Below are 15,025 nucleotides of genomic sequence, written 5' to 3' on the forward strand. Positions count from 1 at the left end.
CGATGCGCGTCTCGCCCTGCATCAGGGCAAGCGTGCAGTCCATCTGGCCGTGGTGAAATCCGCGGACGTGCAACCGCATCACCATAGTCCGGAGACGATCCAGCACGCTCACGGATTTCTGGACCGGTTGATCCCGGTCACAAGAAGGGCCGCGATTGGCAGGGCGAGCACGACAATGGCCCAGCTTGGAGAGATGTCAGCTATCATCATCCCGATCATGATCGGGATCTGGAGGGCGAAGGCTGCCAGCAGGAAGAGGATGCGCCGATGACGGTGAGGTGCCAGTTGCGCACCCTTGGTCCGGGGCGATGCGTAGTTCTGGAGGATCAGATTGATGTCCTGATCACGCGCCCGCCGTTCTTTCTTGGGGTCGATCTCGGGCGCCATGTCGTGCCGGCTTTCGCGGCGGGGGCTCATTCAGCCATCGCTAGCTGAAGGTGCTCGAGCTTCGGCAGCTGCGGCTCGACGATGTCGAGAAGCAGTTGAAGTTTGTCGAGGGATTTCTCGGACAGTCCACGCAACATGCCAACTCCGCAAAGGCACGCATGGATCGACATTACGACGCGCAGCGACTTCTGGCGATCGGCGAGGGCCGTGTTTTCAGGGGCCGCCGCACTGACGCCGTCGGGTGCTGTCACGATGGCACGTGCAGCGCAGAGCAGCGTCGCGCTGAACACCGTAAAAAGATCATCCTCGAGGCGGATGCCGCGGTAGCGAAAGCTGCCCTGTGGCGTAGCGCAGGATCGCTTCAGGATTTCGATGGCCGCCATGCGCTCTCCGGCGAAGGCGGGCATGGCGCGCGCATTTGTGGCGCAGAAGGCGAAAGCTGTCGTGAAGCACATCGCGGTCTCGACGCCGATGTGGGAGCGACTGGCGTAGGCCTCCATGATGTCCATCATGGTGACGGCCAGCAGGCTCGGCATGTGTGCTTCGACTGGCAGATCGCCGCGGGCGTCGCGCAACTGCACTGCAAGGGGTGCGAAGAAATCGTCGGCAAGATAGCGGGCCTCGTCCGGGCCCAGCGCATCGACGAGGATCAGGCTCATGCCCAGTGATGTGTTCTTGGTGCTCTGCATGTCGTTCTTCCTTTATGCCATCATCGCGCGTGGATGTCTCATCTTGAGGACATCCAGGGGCGAGGGTGTCTCACCCCGTCTCTCGCGTGGTCGTGTGCGCCTGCGCACTCCGAAGGATCTGCGTCTTTTGGAGACCAAAAGAAAAAGCCGGCGCAGCCCCACGGGTTGCGCCGGCGCGATCTGTCGATGAAGGGCGCGAAGAAGAGGTAAGAGATTGTCTCACCACCGAATGCAGCGGATATGGATCGAGGGTCCGAAAGAGAGATGGATCTGATCCTTGCGTGTGTGAGAGGGATCTCATCTCCGGGGTATCGCCTGAACGGCATCCCCGGAGAAGCAGCGTACCCTCAGGTCATTGCGCGACTGAAGACCAGAAGGCCTGCGCCGCAAGGCGCTCCCGACGGTGTTCAGGGGCCGCAGGCTCCTCAGCCAGACGTGGCATCAGCACCGCAAGGTCGTTGAGGCCATCGGCTCGCTCAAAGACGAACGGGCCATCGCCGAGATCTTCGCCGCGGGCGCCGAACAGGGCGAACTGCACCGGCGAGCGGCCAAAGAGCTGCGGCAGCGGCTCATACGGGCTGTGCGCGGGATCTGTGATCGCGGCGCGCAGGGCGGTCTTTTCCGGCGATTGCGCAGGCGCAGCTGCGAAAGCGGGGGTCTTCAGAGCCGAAAGGGTCATCTTTTTCTCCATCTCCGGATGCGTCCGGAGAGCCCGGCCGGGCTCCCCTCACATATGAAGGGGAGATTGGGCGGCATACTTCGCGCGCAAAACCTCTGCGGACGACCGAGTGTTGGTTACAGGCGTGAAATGCTGTGGAGCCGGGCGGGTGGCATCGCAGACGGAGCACTCGCCCCATCGCTGGTAGGCCGGATCGGCGGCCGACAGGTGGCCGGTGTGGGCTGTGCCCCACTGATGCGTGCAGAGCAGACGCAGCAGCCAAGGCAGGACCGTTGTCGTCGGCGTGGGCTTAGGATGTGTCATGTCGAGCTCCGTGTCAGGGAGTTGGAATCGCTTGTGGTGCGCCAGTGCCGCCAGCTGATGATGCCAGCCATGACGACGCCTGCGAGGAAGCTGCCGGCCATGGCGTAGCCCGCGGCGCGGGAGAGCGCAGGTGCATCGAAGGTGATCGCGGCGATGTAGGTCATCATCAGGAGGCTGAAGATGTTCACGTTCAGGCGGCCGATGATCTCGATCGGGGTGTTGGGGCGCTGGCAAATCTGGTTCCAGATGAGGACGGCGTCACGTTCGATGTCGACATCATCGCCGTAGATACGACCACCGCTGGCTCCGCAGACCGAGCAGCGGACCTGGGCCATGAAGAGGCCTTCTGACCTGTCGTCCGACATCGCGTGATGCAGATGGACCGCTTCGCTGCGACAAAACCCGCAGGGGTTCAGATCATGCGCCATGTCAGGTCCTCCAGAAGTCGACGATCTCGGCAAGATTGTCGAATGTTTTCTTGCTTATGGCAATGACGTCCGGCTTGCCCTCGCGCGTGATGCGCTTGTGGGAGACATCATCATTCCGGCTCAGCGAGGCTGTCAGGACAGTCTGCCATGAATTTTCCGACAGAAGCACGAAGTGCGATCCTTCGAGGTTCAGGGCGACGGCCTTTTCCAGCGCCTCATCAAGGATCGCCTCGATTTCGGGAGACATCAGATCGATGGGAGCGTTTGCTTGAGCGACAGCGTTCATTGGGCAGACCCTTCGATCTTGGTGGGGGAGAAGCCGTCGCGGGTGAGGCGCGGCATAAGGTCGTTCTGATACTGGTCGACAGCGATCAGGGCGCCCGCAGCATCGCGGGCATGCCAGAAGCCACGACCCTCACGACGGACAGTCAGCGGCTCGCCAGCGGCAGCGGGCTTGCGGTTCGCGTAGATTGGATCACGCATTGATTGTTCCTCTCTGTCTGTCTTTCATTTGCCCAGACGGCGATGCCTGCCCGGCCTCACTCTGTTGGGTCGGGCAGTCCTCGCAGGACGTCCAGGCGCATCCGGAGCGGGGTCAGGATTTCCTGCTCCCACGCCATCTTCTCATTGACAAGGTCGGCGCGGTAGCTTGTGAAGTCCGCCTGATTTTGTAGTGACCCGGTCACGGCGCGGGTATCGATTTCGGCAATGCGCATCTCGGTCCGCGAGATACCAAACTCGGCAATCCGAGTGAGACTGGCGAGGACATCCTGGTCATAGAAAGTGCCTAGCCCGCCTGCGGGCGCGAGGGATTTCATCCAGTCGTCGATTCCGAAAATGCTCAGGCGCACGTCTTCCACGTTGGATTGTTCGTCCAGTTCGAACGGCTTGTGCCCTGGCGCAGCGAGGGGCATGTCGAGCACGGCGTCGTTGACGAGGACCTGCCGCTCGGTCTGATCAGGGCGGTGTTCTTCCCATGCTGTGCGGAAGAAGATCATTGTCTCGTAGTTCAGGAAAGCGACATTGCGATCGCACTTGCGGCCGATCTGCCAGCTCAGAGCGAATGGCGTGCCATTCAGGCACAGCAGGTAAAGACCGACCTGCTGGTCGGTGCAGAGCCAGGAGTTGAGCGCGACCGAGGTCATTGTTTCGGCCTTGTAGAACGCCTCCGTGTGACGATCGCCCAGCGACCAGTCTCCGACCGTGCGATCGTAGAGTATACTCTCGATCGCATCGGCATCGAGGCGCCAGGAGGCGTTCTCAACGCTGTAGTCGGTAAAATCCTCACCGGCGATCAGCGCGCGCAGCGTGGTCGGGGCGGAAGTCTGGGTAACGGTGGACATGGGGCGTCTCCTGAAGCGAGCGGTGCAGCAAAACCAGCACCTGATGGGGAAAGAGCCGGCACCCGTAAGGGGTGTCCGGCAAAAAGAGGGTGAGCCTCCGGATCAGCCCGCGGCGTGAGCCGTGTTTGCGCGCGCGAAGTCCTGCTGAGCTGTGGACATGCTGTCCGGGCTCGCCAGCAGGGCGTAGAAGACCCCTTCGGGGTATTCGGTGGCGACCTTGCGCAAGCGCGCCATCGTGTTGCGCAGCGCGCTGGAATCCAGGCGACGCAGAGCGCCAGGCGAGGCCGCGGCCAGCACGCGCTCGGCATTGAGCTCGTCGCGCAGGATCGGTGCCAGGACGGTGGAGAGGGCTTTTTCGAAGTCGTTGCCTTGCCGGGCGAAAATCTCGAGGGCCCAGAATGTGGGGTTTTCGTTGTCGAAAATCAGATGACGGGCAAGTTCGAGATCGGCGTCGTAGTCGCTGTCGGGCCCTTCTTGGGCTGCGACGTCCGTGACCGGGTAGGTGACGGTGAAGCCGGATGTGGCCAGTGCGTCAATGACATGCAGCAGCGTGTTGTGGTGCGCCGAGCGCTGGTCCTTGGACAGCGCGTCGTAATCGCGGTGCAGCAGGCGCAGCGCGCGGTTCTCGGCAGCAAGGGATGCGTTGCCGGCGGCGTCGCGGGTCTCGCAGACGCCCTCGAAAGCAGTCTTGAACCAGGCAAGATCGTCAGCATCGGCGGCGGCTACCTGAAGCTCGCCGGATGCGATCTTTGCACGGTAGCGGCCCATGGTGTCCACCAGGGCCTGCGTGGGTGCAGGATCGGCATCGATCGCGGCACGGAAATTCGCGAAGTCTTCGGCGGACAGGAAAGTGGACTGGGCATCCGGAGAGAAAGATTTGGACATGTCGTGCTCCTTGGTCGGGCGCGGGGCCGGTTCACATATGGACCGGACCCAAGCCCGATCGGCGCGGCTGCCCCTCCCCTCGAAAAAAAAGAAAGACAGACAGAAACGCAGACAGGACGTGGGATGGGTTGAGGTATTTCGGAAACCAACAGGAGATCCGGAGTTGCGAAGGCGTCGCTGTGCAACTCATCGATGGAAAGGTCCCCGGAAAAAGAAAGCCGGCGCACCCGTCAGGGTGGCCGGCGTCATCTCATTGCGGGATGTGTCGTGCGGACTGATCGGTCAGCCCTGCTTTGCGTGGCCCTGACACTCCAGGCGCGTGGGTGTCCGCCCATATGCGCGCAGAACGTTCCTGTCGGGCGCGAGCCACTCGAGAAGTGCGTCCACGAAGGCGCGGCAGACGAGCGCGGTGGCGATGACGGCCCCACAGAGCGCATAGACGATGAAGCTCGTAACGATCATCAGCGCCCAGCCGATGGTCATGACGACCATGAGGCTGCCGAATGCTGCGATCAGGAGGGACTTGCGCATGACGGGCGTCTTGCCTGGGGTCACGGGGGCGATGGTCGTCATATGGAGCATCCTCTCTGGGGAACTTGGGTGACGAAAGGCGTTTATGCTGGCGCTTACGCAGGTGTGCTGACCCCCGTGGCGTGTCTTGCCAGGAGATGGGGTCAGCACGATTGTGTCGGAGGTCTGTCGGTCAGATGTTGGTCCAGGCATCGAGGCCTTGGCGCAGCGCATCGGAGATCAACGTCCACTGATGATCGAGGATGTCGTCGATCAGGGTGTTGACCTCTCCATTGGTGAAGGCTTCACGAAGCCTCGCGTCATGCGCGAGGGTGGCGAGATAGAGCCAGACAGCATCCTTGGCGGCCTGGTCGAGACGCACGTCACGCTCGGGCTGTGTTTCCGCCTCGATGATCCTGGCGTAGGCCTCATTCTCACCTGCGAGATCGACGAAGAGCCCATCCTGGTCAACCATGCCCTCGCAGACCGAGATGAAGGCGCTGTGCAGCCTGTCGCCGATATCCCTATCGACGATCGTCTCGAGGATTTCCGACTTACGCAAGAAGATGAAATCGAAAAAGCGTTGAGTGGGAAATCTCGCCTGCACGGCTGTTCCATCGGGACGATCGTGATCCAACTGGATGCTAGGTCCGCTCTCGTCTTCGATCGCGGAGAAGACCCCGTAGATTCCGTTGAAGACAGGCTGCGGCTGAGCGCTGAAGAATGTCTCGTAGAAGATCGGGAGTTCGGCCGGCTTGAGGAGGACTTGGGTCGAGTGGGCGTCGAGCGACATTACGAGGCCTGACTTCACCAGGCGCCAAGGCCAGGTGGGCATTTCCTGCGAAGAAGACTCTTTCGCAGGCACAAGGTCATCCAGCGACAGGCCGCGGGTGAAGACAGGCGACGTGGTGGCTTTGAGCGAACCCCAGTTACGACCTTTGCCGAGCAGGGAGCCTGCAAAGATGTTCAGAACGGTGTTCTTGCTGAGCTGCGGATTTCCCGCGGCGGCAATGAACGCGTCGGCGATCAGCGACAAATGGTCGATATCGGTGACGATGAGCGGAGTCTTGGAGGTGCGAGACATGCGTCTTCCTTTTTTCCGGCGCAGGATAAATGCGGATCGGGATGTGGCCCTTGTCCCCCGCGACCTGCACCTGTGAAGGAGGATGCATTGTCGATGGGTGAGAGTGCTGACCTTGACCCGCGAGGCGGGTCGGATCGGCAGAGCACGGAGGTCCAATGGGCCCGGAAAATCCGTGTCGGAGGTTTTGCCGCGCAATCCCGGTCACCCGGTGCATTCGGCCCTCATCACGGGGGCGAATGTAGCGGAGTGACAGCCTCTCAGCAAGATGGCGCAGCACGCCCCGCTTGTGAAAAAAAAGCAGGCACGACCCCGCGGGTCGGCCTGCGTCATGACCTGGATCTGAAGTGCGATTACGCTTGGTCGTCGTCCTTGGGCGCCGTGCCTGCGCGCAGGGCGGCGACGCGCGGATGCAGACCGCGTGATCCGACGGCCAGCAAGGCCGCCATGGCGGCTGCGTTGCCCGCAACAAGCGTAGCGCGCGCTTCGACGATTTCTTCGGGCGTCAGGAACTCCTGCTTGATCGGCCCTGCGGCGGCGATTTCGGCCTGCAAGGCTGTAAACGCGTCGCGGGCCCACGCAGCGGTCTCCTCGTCGTCACCTGCGACGGTGAACGTGCCATCGACGACCTTGTCGGAGAAGCGCTGGGCTGCGGCGATGGCTGCCGGCGTCGGTGCGGCCGGGTTCGCCAGAGCCTCAGCGAAGGTATCGAAATCCGCGGCCGAGAGAACCGTGCGGGTAGGGGTGTTCTGCGTCATAGCGGAGATCTCCGGCAAAAGGGGTGCGGCGCGCGTCGGCCGGTCTTGTCAGGCATAAGGTGGGTCGAGTCGACGCATGCGTCAAATGCCGGTCGGCACGAGGGCGACAGGCACACTGCATGGATCAGAAGGGGATCACGTTCTTCGGGGTGCGGAGGTTGGCTGCGGCAACCACGGGCCAGCGAAACTGGGCGCGCGGGAAATCGACTTCGGCCTGGCGCTCGGTCAGCTCGCGGCTGTCCTTGTGGTCATTGGGATAGAACTGGAAGAGCTTCACGGGACCGATGTCGGTCACGGCTGCGCGCACGGTGCACTGGATCTGCTCTTGGCGAATTTGCTGCCCATGTCTTTATCCCTTGTCGATGTATCGCGCCCCTGACGCAAGTCCAAGTCAGGGGCCGTATATGTTGGCAGTCTGCGCGGATCATGTCGCCGTTCAGGCGGACGGATCGTGATCTTCCGGCCCATCGCAGCCGATGTCGGCTGCGAGGTCCGCAGCAGTCCCGGCGACGAAGACGGCGGGTGCCGCGATCTCGGCCATGACCCTAGCGGCGGTATACTGGTCAAGGATCAGGCCTCCGTCCGCGGCGACCCAGCCGTTTGCGGCTGTGGCGGCGCGTGTATTTTTCGCGATCATAACTTCGACTCCTCAGAGGTGACAGGCGCGTTCAGGAACTCAGCGTGGGCGGCATTGAAGACGTCGTCGATGGCCTTTTGATCCTGGTAGATCGCATCCTGGTCGACGATGACGATCACCATGGAGCTGACCTCCGTCTCGCGCACGTTGCGAGATGTGAGGTAGATGTTGATCGCCCCGGAACAGAAGGATGACCGTTTTCGGTCGGGGTCTGGGGAGTAGTAGATTTCCGGGGTGTTGCGACCGTAGAGTGCATCGTCGTTCATCCGGACGCGTTCGCGCGTATTGGCATTCTCGATGCAATCCGGCGCATAGGCGTCGTAGGGGAATTTCACGATGCGAGATCCACCGATATAGGCGATGGTCAGGATCGTGGTGCCGGGGAAGCCGGGCGTCACGGCCGAGGGTGTTTCGTATTTTGCCTCGAGGCGCGCCAGCAGCTTCACCTTGTCGACGGGCGTGTCGAACTCGATGCTGCGGTAGATGATCTGCACGCGGTTTCCGGTGGCGGCTGAGCCAAAACCGAACATCAGCTCTTCGGTGCCGAACGTCGGAAGCACGTCGATACCTGCCAGGGTGTAGTCGGTGCGCTCGACTATACGCAGGACGCCTGGCGCACCTGCGAAGGTCGTGAAAAACCCGTCGAACGTCTCGCCGCCCGGCTCGAACGACGTGATGGCGTATTCGTATCCGGTCCGGGTCGGAAAGCGTCCCGTGAAGGTTATACCCTCTTTGGCAGCGGGCATGTCTTCGATATCGGGCCGGTCCGGTGCGATGAGAGCCATTGTCTCATCGAAGGTCATGCCAATGGCCACGTCGAGGACATCGATCGCTTTTGCGTCGGGAAAGCCGCTGGCAATGGCGTCGACCACTGGAAGGCTTGTGCGAGGCGCGTCCTGCGCTGTTGCGGACAAACCTGTCAGGCACAGGGCGACGGCACACAGGCATGGGCCCAAGAAATGCGACAAGGTCAATCTCCAGGGTGAGGGCAAAGTCCGTCTGATCGGGATATTGCCTGGACGCGGTTAGGGGAAGATGCCTTCCAATAGAATGAAAGATGTCCCGCAGCGCTGCGGCAATTCGCGGCGGGGTTTACCTCGGGGTGCAGCGTCAGGACCAGTAGCTCGTCTTGATCAGGCGCACGAACCAGTTCTTCGGATGGTGCGGTACGATCACGAGAATGATCGTCATGTTCAGCACAATGAAGAGCAGCACGCCGGCGAACCAGTCGCCGTCAGGGGATGTGAGGCCAAGACGCATGACCAGCATGGTGATGCACATGTGTAAGACCATCAGGATTGCCAGCGCGGCGATCGTCGCGCCGATACGGACAAGAACACCGGGCTTGGCCGGGGCGGTCTGCACGGGCGTATCTTCGGGGTGGATGTTTTCCATATCAGGCGGCCTTGATCAGTGTTGCGGATTTGATGGCGGCCATCAGGCTGGTCATCGCGGCGTTGGCGTCGATCTCATCGCCCATGAGGGAGATATCGGCTTCGACGTCAGCCAAGGCGGCCTCGATCTTGGCGAGAGCGTCGGCTGCCAGGGCCCGCTCTTTCAGGGCCTTCTTGGTCAGGTCGCCGGTATTGAGAAACTTCGCCATCGTCAGCGGGTTCTTCAGAAGTGCTGCAAGGGTTTTCATCGGTCTGGACCTTTCTGTGTCAGCTCACGGGGATGTCGTCCCCTTCACCCATGAAGGGGCGGCAATCTGCGGCGATCTTTATCCTGTGTCACACAGATATAGTGCTGTTCTCGGGCGGTGTGTGACTGGTGAACGCCGGATGCCGGATCTGAGACAGCGAGGATGCGGGATTATCCCGCAAGAAAAATGGCCGACACCCATGTCTGGGTGCCGGCCGATCGTTGTCTTTTTTTCAGGCTGTCTGTCTGTCTGCCTGTCTGGCCGCGAGCGCTTGTTCTTTCGACCAGTCCCGCATCTCGGTCATGATGCCGATCGCGACCCTCTCGAGTGCCACGTATTCGCCGCGCAGGATGAACGCGTCCGGTGTACCTGGCGCATCCAGGTAGCGCCGGTGCAGCGCGAAGCGTGCATCGGGGTTTTCCGCGTCGAACGACAGGATGAGACGGCCGCACTTGGACACATAACGTGCCTGCGTCGAGATCTTTTCGTCCCAGAACGATCTGTCCTCGACGAGGAAGCTGTCGTTCGGCGGCAGCTTGTTGAGGGTGAACAGGCTCTCCATCCGCGCGTGCTGCGCGTCACCCACAAGCGGTTTCAGTGGCGTGATGCGGCCGACGGCGGAGCACCAGGTCACATCCGCGTCCGACCATGTCCGGGAGTGCCGGTCACGCTGCTGGACGATGTAGTAGAGATCGTCGTCGTCCCGGCCGACACCGAGGAGGCGGACGACCTGATCATCGTAGAGCAGGCACATCTCGTTGTGATGCGGACGCAGTTCGGCTGCGAGCATGTCGAGGGAGGTGATGGTCATGGGCAGTCCTTTCAAGCGGGGTAGATCGACATGGCCTCGGGCTTGTCGGAATATTCAGGCGCGGGCCGGGTATCGGGGGCGGCACCGTCGAGCAGAACATCGGCCAGGTTATGCATCAGGCCGGGATGGTGCGTGTCGCAGGCGACAATAGCTCTCCGGCTGAAGAGTGTGCCTGGCGCTGGCCGCGCGTCCGCGGGGATGCGATGGAGCTCGAGATCGGTGAGTGGGCGCGCGACGGTGATGTAGCTCATCAGCGTGCCGTTCATCGACGCGTCGGGCTGGCCCTCGAGAGTGATGCCGATGCTGGCCAGCATCGCGATGACCTCGCGGTTGCTCTTGCCGTCCATCTGGTGGTGCGAGAAATGCGCCGATCCCAGTTGGCGGATACCGTTGCGGCGTGCGTCCTGGCCCCGCCATGCGAAAGCGGCGATGGCATCCTCGACGCGCGGCATATCGACGACACGCGCGTCGAAGTGCGGCATGCGGTCGGTCCAGGCGGCAAGGCCATCTTGGTCCTCGAGCAGCGCGCGGGTAAAGGCGGCCGTGGCGAGGGCTGCTAGAACGGAGGTCATCTTCAGGATCTTGCCGCCGAAGAAATGCTGGGACGCAGTGCCATCATCCGTGATGGCCGGCGCGAACAGCAGCGAGATCTCGTCCGACTGGACGTAGGCTGCGGTGGCGTGGGTGTGGTGCAGCAGGTGCGCTGACGTGGCTTGCATCGCGCGGGTCATGCGCGGATCGAAGGGCCGCTGCATGTCACGGGTGAAACGCGAGAAGCCGCGGCCGTCGATGCGGGCGTAGATCGCATGGTTTGCAGGGATGGGCTGACCTGCGGTCTCGCGCTCCAGCGTCTTGATCAGGTCGCCGAGGGGATCGAACATGGACATAGGGTCTCCTTCAGACGGCGGCAGGGGTGTCGGTGGATACGGCGGGCTCCGTAGGGATCGTGGTATTCCCGCATGCGCAGGACACGGCGCCGTTGGCGGCCGTGGTCTTGGCGCCGGTGCACACGTAGGGGAAATCCGAGCTGCAAAAATCGATCAGCTGCTGCTCACGGCTCACGGCATGGCTCATGGGGGTCGCTCCAAATCTCGCAAGGCCGACTGTCGACCTCTTCACCCATGAAGTGGGTCGACAGCCGGACACCCGGAAACCTGCACACCGACCCTGCCCTTCAATCAACCCCCACCTGACAGGGAAAAATTGGGGCGCCGCCCCCATGAAAAGAGCCGGCCACCCTTGCGGGTGCCGGCTCTGGTCTTTCACGGGGCGGCGAACAGGCCTCAGGCTTTGCGGTTGCGGTAATGTTCGTAGGTCATCAGCGGCACGCCGGCGATGAAGCTGCCGATGATCAGGGACCGAAACGTGGCCCCGAGGTCCGCGTCCGAAATGATCAGGCAAATGATCCAGCCGGCGAGCGAGACGCTGAAGACATCGCGCGCGATGCTCGTCACGCGGGCGAGGATGGTCGCCACGGTGCGATCGGCGGCATTCCATGCGGCGATGGCCTTCTTGTTGGCGTTCGCTAGATTGTCCTCACCGCAGAACCGCGTGCCCGCAGCACCACAGTGCGCGCAGTGAACCTGGGCCATGAACGTGGCCGGTTTCGGGCGCGTGAAGATGCAGGGGCCGGATTTGAGCGTGGCGTCTTCATCGCCGCAAAACGGGCAAGGGATAAGCGTGGTCATGACGGGGTCCTTGTCGGATGGTGACGCTGAGCGATGTTTGGGACATTGCGTCGGTACGGTCAGAACCCAAGCTCATAACCACTGGATCTATCGGGTGCGATCCGGGTCGCGCCCAGTGGTGTTCTGGGTGTGAAGACCACAGGTGCCCCGGGGGCCGCGTTCTTGGGCAGATCCGCGATGGCCGCGATCGTGATCTGCTTGGTGTCCTCATCCTGAACGACGAATTCGTTGGGGCCCTTGCCGCGCATCGTGCCCTGCACGACTTGGCCCGGATGGGCGTGGGCGAAATAGGTCTGCTGGAAGCCGTCGACGCCACAGAAGGCCTTGTAGGGGCCGCGCATGCGGGCGACGGCCTCGGGATCGGAGATTTCCTGGAACAGGCGACGCATATGGCCGTGATGGCCACGGGTCGAATGCTCGGAAACCTCGTAGATCCGGCCTTGCGTCACATACTGGAAATCCAGCGGGTGACCGGTGTGTTCGGCGTATTGACTGATGAAGGCGCGCTGGACCCGGCCATTACCCTCCCGGAAGGGATGCATCCAGTTCAGGTGCGTGAAGATCTGGGCAGCGTGATCGGCAAAGCCAGCGCTGTCCATCTTCCGGGCGGCTTCGACGTCGACGATTCTGTCGAGGACGGCAAAGCCGGACTTGAGCATTTTCTCGTTGTCGAACTGCTGCCCGCCCATCTTGGCCATCGACTTGACGGGACCGATGGTCTCGCCTTCGATGGTGACGGTCTCATCGCGCATGTGACCGGCCCATTCGAAGACATCCTGCATGATGTGCCTGTGCAGCGCGCAGAGGTGTTTGCGATCAAAGGTGGGTACCACCAGGTCCGGCTCGAGTTCGAGCTGGGCGATACGACCGGCGGAGATGGTGGAAAGGGCGTTCTCGAACGCATCGGGATTGCGCGTGATCCCGAGCAGATTGCGCATGGTGCGCCCGTCATCCTGCACGAAGCGTTCGAGATTACCCATTATGCGTAAGACCGCGTCGCGGCCCAGGCGTTGTAATCGGCGATGCTGATCTCGCCCGCAATGTGACGCAGTTGCATCGCACGGGTCTCATCGTCGATGAAGCCGCCTTCCATCAGCACGCTGGCGTTGGCGCGCGCCCAGGCGGTTTCGCGGCGGGTGCGGTCAGCATCTTCTGCTGGGGTCATGGCGTCAGTCATATCAGGTCTCCTGATGTGGATTTGGGGCCTTGCCATCTGTTTTGAGGGGAGAATGGCGTCGATTTCACCATATGATATCGGACGCCAGGCTTCACGACAAAAACGCCCCTTGCGTCCTTCAGTCTTCTGGCGACCGTGTCGCACCGCAGCATTTGCAGCGGTAAAGCGTCGCCCACCAGTGACGGTATTCGGCGCCATCCCAGTCGTGACCAAGGGTGCGGCAGATGAGGGTGCGGATCATGAGATTTTCCAGACGGTCAAAGAGGTTCTTCGGTGAGACTAGGCGTCATATCTGAGACACCAAGGATCGCCGGCGCTGTCAGGAAGGCGCGATCCAGATAGGGGGCACAGCGCTGGAGTGCCTGAGGGTCGGCGGAGAGTCCGTCTGGCCAGTAGGCTTCGACCAGGACCTGCTGGAAGCCGGTCTCGATCCAAGGCCGTATGTGACGTGCCTCGAACGCATCGAGCGCCTGTGCGTCCTCTTTGAGAAACTGGTGGCTTATGCTCCAGCCACCAGGATTGCGCTGGGCGAGCTCGCGGAACTGGATGTCGAGGTCATCGCGGCGCCAGGCGACGCAACCCGCGCGCCCGACAAGGTCGTCAGGCGAGGGGGATTGCACCGGCTCGGCCACGGCCGTGCCGGTGACGGCGCAGGCCATGATGATGGCAGCGAGAGCGAGGGTGTTCTTGCGCTGTGCCATCACTTGATGTGCGACAGGCGCAGGGCGGCGATGGCAGCGGCCTGCCAGACCTCGTCGCCGAAGAGGATCTGAATGACGCGTTCGGCGGGGTGATCCTCGGGGCAGATCCAGTCGCAGCCGAGGCGCTGGGAGTGCAGCTCCCAGGCAATCCCGACAGTCTCGGGGCGGATCGGAGGGTAGCCTGCATCGGCAAAGCATTTGGAGATGTAGGCGAGGCCTTGGGCGCGGGCGATGATGTCCTGAACGGTTGTCATGGCTGTCTCTCCTGGTGTGCTGTGAGGAATATGGGTCCGAGCAGCGACACGTTCATCCTGCACGTCAGATCTTATGATCACGTGTCCCGGATACGCTGTGCGCCGCCCTCACCCATGAGGGTGGCGGACCGCGTTGACAGATTTCAGAGAGTTGTTTTTCTGGCCTCAGGCGGCCTGCTCGGTTTGCAGGAAGAAGGCTTCGGGATCGCCTGTGATGCCGATGCGGCGTAGGGTGTAATCGGCGGCGTCCCGCGGCGTGACGGCACTCCCGGCCTGGATCTGGTCGTGCAGCTCGAGCAGGTAGCACTCGCGCGCGACCTCGACGGTGTGGTGAAACTCAAAAACGAGGGGCCCGTCGCCTCGCGCGCGGCTGCGTTTCGTGGTCGGGACCGCCTGCGAGAAATGCGCGTTGATCTGCGTCGTGACGCTCATCCATGCGCTCTGCACCGATGCGGCAAGATCCGGGTCCTGGGACATCCAGAGCTTGACGGTCCCGTCGACGGGGACCGTGGCGGTCATATGGGCCTCGGCCCGGCGGTAGTAGACGGCCGCAGTCGATGCGGCGTCCGACATTTCATTTCTCGGGATCATGCGGGATTCCTTATTTCCGGCATTCGATTTGCGCTGCGACCATCGGATGCACGGAAAAACCCGGCATGTTCTGGTAGCCGTTCACGACGCAAACCAGCGCGTCGTATTTCTGACGCAGATCAGCGATCGTGGCCAGCAGTTCCACCTCGCGCGGCGACGGCGGAACGGCTGCCAATTCTGGTGCGACCTCGTCTGTCATCGTGTGCTCCGGTTCGGGCTGTGTGATGGTCGGAAAGTCGGCGGCTGTCAGCGTGCTGACAAAGTCGCGGGCGTCGCCTGCTTTGCGCAGGGTGCCAACCGCCCGCACGACCGAGCGGGCAGGGTTGGGCATGCCGTCGCGGGCCAGGGTCTCCATGGCTTCGACCTCTGTCCAAGCGGCGGCACGACAAGCGGCCACGGCATCGTTCCAGATCTGAAGGTCAGCTTGTTTCATCGGTTCGCTCCTTGAAAAGATCGCATTG

At 62.2% G+C, this 15,025-nt stretch carries 28 protein-coding genes; all 28 read right to left on the bottom strand.

The genetic code is table 11. The annotated features are described in order from the left end of the window. Nucleotides 1-108: 108 nt before the first annotated feature. Nucleotides 109-417, bottom strand: coding sequence for a hypothetical protein (locus ACOI1H_RS13360; RefSeq protein WP_422438150.1), 309 nt, complete (start codon nucleotides 415-417; stop codon nucleotides 109-111). After that, nucleotides 414-1,076 carry a hypothetical protein gene (locus tag ACOI1H_RS13365; protein ID WP_422438151.1) on the bottom strand — a complete coding sequence of 221 codons (663 nt, stop codon included), beginning with the start codon at nucleotides 1,074-1,076 and terminating at the stop codon, nucleotides 414-416. Before ACOI1H_RS13365 ends, ACOI1H_RS13360 begins: the two co-directional genes overlap by 4 nt. 352 nt (nucleotides 1,077-1,428) lie before the next feature. After that, a complete protein-coding gene (locus tag ACOI1H_RS13370; RefSeq protein WP_422438152.1) occupies nucleotides 1,429-1,767 on the bottom strand; it encodes a hypothetical protein in 339 nt (112 codons plus the stop codon). A gap of 36 nt (nucleotides 1,768-1,803) precedes the next feature. Next, on the bottom strand, nucleotides 1,804-2,058 hold the full coding sequence (locus tag ACOI1H_RS13375; RefSeq protein ID WP_422438154.1) for a hypothetical protein: 255 nt from the start codon (nucleotides 2,056-2,058) through the stop codon (nucleotides 1,804-1,806). Then, on the bottom strand, nucleotides 2,055-2,486 hold the full coding sequence (locus ACOI1H_RS13380) for a Lar family restriction alleviation protein (protein WP_422438155.1): 432 nt from the start codon (nucleotides 2,484-2,486) through the stop codon (nucleotides 2,055-2,057). The genes ACOI1H_RS13375 and ACOI1H_RS13380 overlap by 4 nt, the downstream gene beginning before the upstream one ends. A gap of 1 nt (nucleotide 2,487) precedes the next feature. Beyond that, a complete protein-coding gene (locus tag ACOI1H_RS13385) occupies nucleotides 2,488-2,772 on the bottom strand; it encodes a hypothetical protein (RefSeq protein ID WP_422438157.1) in 285 nt (94 codons plus the stop codon). Next, nucleotides 2,769-2,969 carry a hypothetical protein gene (locus tag ACOI1H_RS13390; RefSeq protein ID WP_422438159.1) on the bottom strand — a complete coding sequence of 67 codons (201 nt, stop codon included), beginning with the start codon at nucleotides 2,967-2,969 and terminating at the stop codon, nucleotides 2,769-2,771. Before ACOI1H_RS13390 ends, ACOI1H_RS13385 begins: the two co-directional genes overlap by 4 nt. A gap of 56 nt (nucleotides 2,970-3,025) precedes the next feature. Continuing rightward, a complete protein-coding gene (locus ACOI1H_RS13395) occupies nucleotides 3,026-3,829 on the bottom strand; it encodes a hypothetical protein (RefSeq protein WP_422438161.1) in 804 nt (267 codons plus the stop codon). Nucleotides 3,830-3,931: 102 nt separating this feature from the next. Further along, the gene (locus tag ACOI1H_RS13400; RefSeq protein ID WP_422438162.1) at nucleotides 3,932-4,714 is read right to left on the bottom strand and encodes a hypothetical protein; all 783 of its coding nucleotides are present in this window, start codon (nucleotides 4,712-4,714) and stop codon (nucleotides 3,932-3,934) included. A gap of 282 nt (nucleotides 4,715-4,996) precedes the next feature. Beyond that, nucleotides 4,997-5,287, bottom strand: coding sequence for a hypothetical protein (locus ACOI1H_RS13405; protein ID WP_422438164.1), 291 nt, complete (start codon nucleotides 5,285-5,287; stop codon nucleotides 4,997-4,999). A gap of 130 nt (nucleotides 5,288-5,417) precedes the next feature. Further along, nucleotides 5,418-6,308, bottom strand: a complete 891-nt coding sequence (locus ACOI1H_RS13410; protein ID WP_422438165.1) for a hypothetical protein — start codon at nucleotides 6,306-6,308, stop codon at nucleotides 5,418-5,420. Nucleotides 6,309-6,658: 350 nt separating this feature from the next. Next, on the bottom strand, nucleotides 6,659-7,063 hold the full coding sequence (locus ACOI1H_RS13415; protein WP_422438167.1) for a hypothetical protein: 405 nt from the start codon (nucleotides 7,061-7,063) through the stop codon (nucleotides 6,659-6,661). 124 nt (nucleotides 7,064-7,187) lie between these two features. After that, nucleotides 7,188-7,358: a hypothetical protein gene (locus tag ACOI1H_RS13420; RefSeq protein ID WP_422438168.1), complete on the bottom strand. Its 171-nt coding sequence runs from the start codon at nucleotides 7,356-7,358 to the stop codon at nucleotides 7,188-7,190. 141 nt (nucleotides 7,359-7,499) lie between these two features. After that, nucleotides 7,500-7,700, bottom strand: coding sequence for a hypothetical protein (locus ACOI1H_RS13425; protein ID WP_422438169.1), 201 nt, complete (start codon nucleotides 7,698-7,700; stop codon nucleotides 7,500-7,502). Further along, nucleotides 7,697-8,572, bottom strand: a complete 876-nt coding sequence (locus ACOI1H_RS13430) for a hypothetical protein (protein WP_422438171.1) — start codon at nucleotides 8,570-8,572, stop codon at nucleotides 7,697-7,699. The genes ACOI1H_RS13425 and ACOI1H_RS13430 overlap by 4 nt, the downstream gene beginning before the upstream one ends. Before the next feature lie 238 nt (nucleotides 8,573-8,810). Beyond that, the gene (locus ACOI1H_RS13435; protein WP_422438172.1) at nucleotides 8,811-9,095 is read right to left on the bottom strand and encodes a hypothetical protein; all 285 of its coding nucleotides are present in this window, start codon (nucleotides 9,093-9,095) and stop codon (nucleotides 8,811-8,813) included. A gap of 1 nt (nucleotide 9,096) precedes the next feature. After that, nucleotides 9,097-9,342, bottom strand: a complete 246-nt coding sequence (locus tag ACOI1H_RS13440) for a hypothetical protein (protein WP_422438174.1) — start codon at nucleotides 9,340-9,342, stop codon at nucleotides 9,097-9,099. 232 nt (nucleotides 9,343-9,574) lie between these two features. Beyond that, nucleotides 9,575-10,153 carry a hypothetical protein gene (locus ACOI1H_RS13445; RefSeq protein ID WP_422438176.1) on the bottom strand — a complete coding sequence of 193 codons (579 nt, stop codon included), beginning with the start codon at nucleotides 10,151-10,153 and terminating at the stop codon, nucleotides 9,575-9,577. A gap of 11 nt (nucleotides 10,154-10,164) precedes the next feature. Next, a complete protein-coding gene (locus ACOI1H_RS13450) occupies nucleotides 10,165-11,034 on the bottom strand; it encodes a tRNA(His) guanylyltransferase Thg1 family protein (RefSeq protein WP_422438178.1) in 870 nt (289 codons plus the stop codon). 16 nt (nucleotides 11,035-11,050) lie between these two features. Further along, the gene (locus ACOI1H_RS13455; RefSeq protein WP_422438180.1) at nucleotides 11,051-11,227 is read right to left on the bottom strand and encodes a hypothetical protein; all 177 of its coding nucleotides are present in this window, start codon (nucleotides 11,225-11,227) and stop codon (nucleotides 11,051-11,053) included. Between the two features lie 209 nt (nucleotides 11,228-11,436). Next, complete coding sequence (locus tag ACOI1H_RS13460; protein WP_422438181.1) at nucleotides 11,437-11,841, bottom strand: Lar family restriction alleviation protein; 405 nt, start codon at nucleotides 11,839-11,841, stop codon at nucleotides 11,437-11,439. 59 nt (nucleotides 11,842-11,900) lie between these two features. Beyond that, the gene (locus ACOI1H_RS13465; protein WP_422438183.1) at nucleotides 11,901-12,821 is read right to left on the bottom strand and encodes a Fic/DOC family protein; all 921 of its coding nucleotides are present in this window, start codon (nucleotides 12,819-12,821) and stop codon (nucleotides 11,901-11,903) included. After that, nucleotides 12,821-13,018, bottom strand: coding sequence for an antitoxin VbhA family protein (locus tag ACOI1H_RS13470; protein WP_422438184.1), 198 nt, complete (start codon nucleotides 13,016-13,018; stop codon nucleotides 12,821-12,823). Before ACOI1H_RS13470 ends, ACOI1H_RS13465 begins: the two co-directional genes overlap by 1 nt. Nucleotides 13,019-13,136: 118 nt before the next feature. Then, nucleotides 13,137-13,259 carry a hypothetical protein gene (locus ACOI1H_RS13475; protein ID WP_422438186.1) on the bottom strand — a complete coding sequence of 41 codons (123 nt, stop codon included), beginning with the start codon at nucleotides 13,257-13,259 and terminating at the stop codon, nucleotides 13,137-13,139. A 16-nt stretch (nucleotides 13,260-13,275) separates the two neighbouring features. Then, the gene (locus tag ACOI1H_RS13480; protein ID WP_422438188.1) at nucleotides 13,276-13,719 is read right to left on the bottom strand and encodes a hypothetical protein; all 444 of its coding nucleotides are present in this window, start codon (nucleotides 13,717-13,719) and stop codon (nucleotides 13,276-13,278) included. Beyond that, nucleotides 13,719-13,973, bottom strand: a complete 255-nt coding sequence (locus ACOI1H_RS13485; RefSeq protein WP_422438189.1) for a hypothetical protein — start codon at nucleotides 13,971-13,973, stop codon at nucleotides 13,719-13,721. Before ACOI1H_RS13485 ends, ACOI1H_RS13480 begins: the two co-directional genes overlap by 1 nt. 165 nt (nucleotides 13,974-14,138) lie before the next feature. After that, nucleotides 14,139-14,564: a hypothetical protein gene (locus ACOI1H_RS13490; protein ID WP_422438191.1), complete on the bottom strand. Its 426-nt coding sequence runs from the start codon at nucleotides 14,562-14,564 to the stop codon at nucleotides 14,139-14,141. A 10-nt stretch (nucleotides 14,565-14,574) separates the two neighbouring features. Further along, nucleotides 14,575-14,997: a hypothetical protein gene (locus tag ACOI1H_RS13495; RefSeq protein WP_422438193.1), complete on the bottom strand. Its 423-nt coding sequence runs from the start codon at nucleotides 14,995-14,997 to the stop codon at nucleotides 14,575-14,577. Between the last annotated feature and the right edge of the window lie 28 nt (nucleotides 14,998-15,025).

The organism is Loktanella sp. DJP18, from assembly GCF_049310965.1.
Lineage (GTDB): Bacteria > Pseudomonadota > Alphaproteobacteria > Rhodobacterales > Rhodobacteraceae > Loktanella.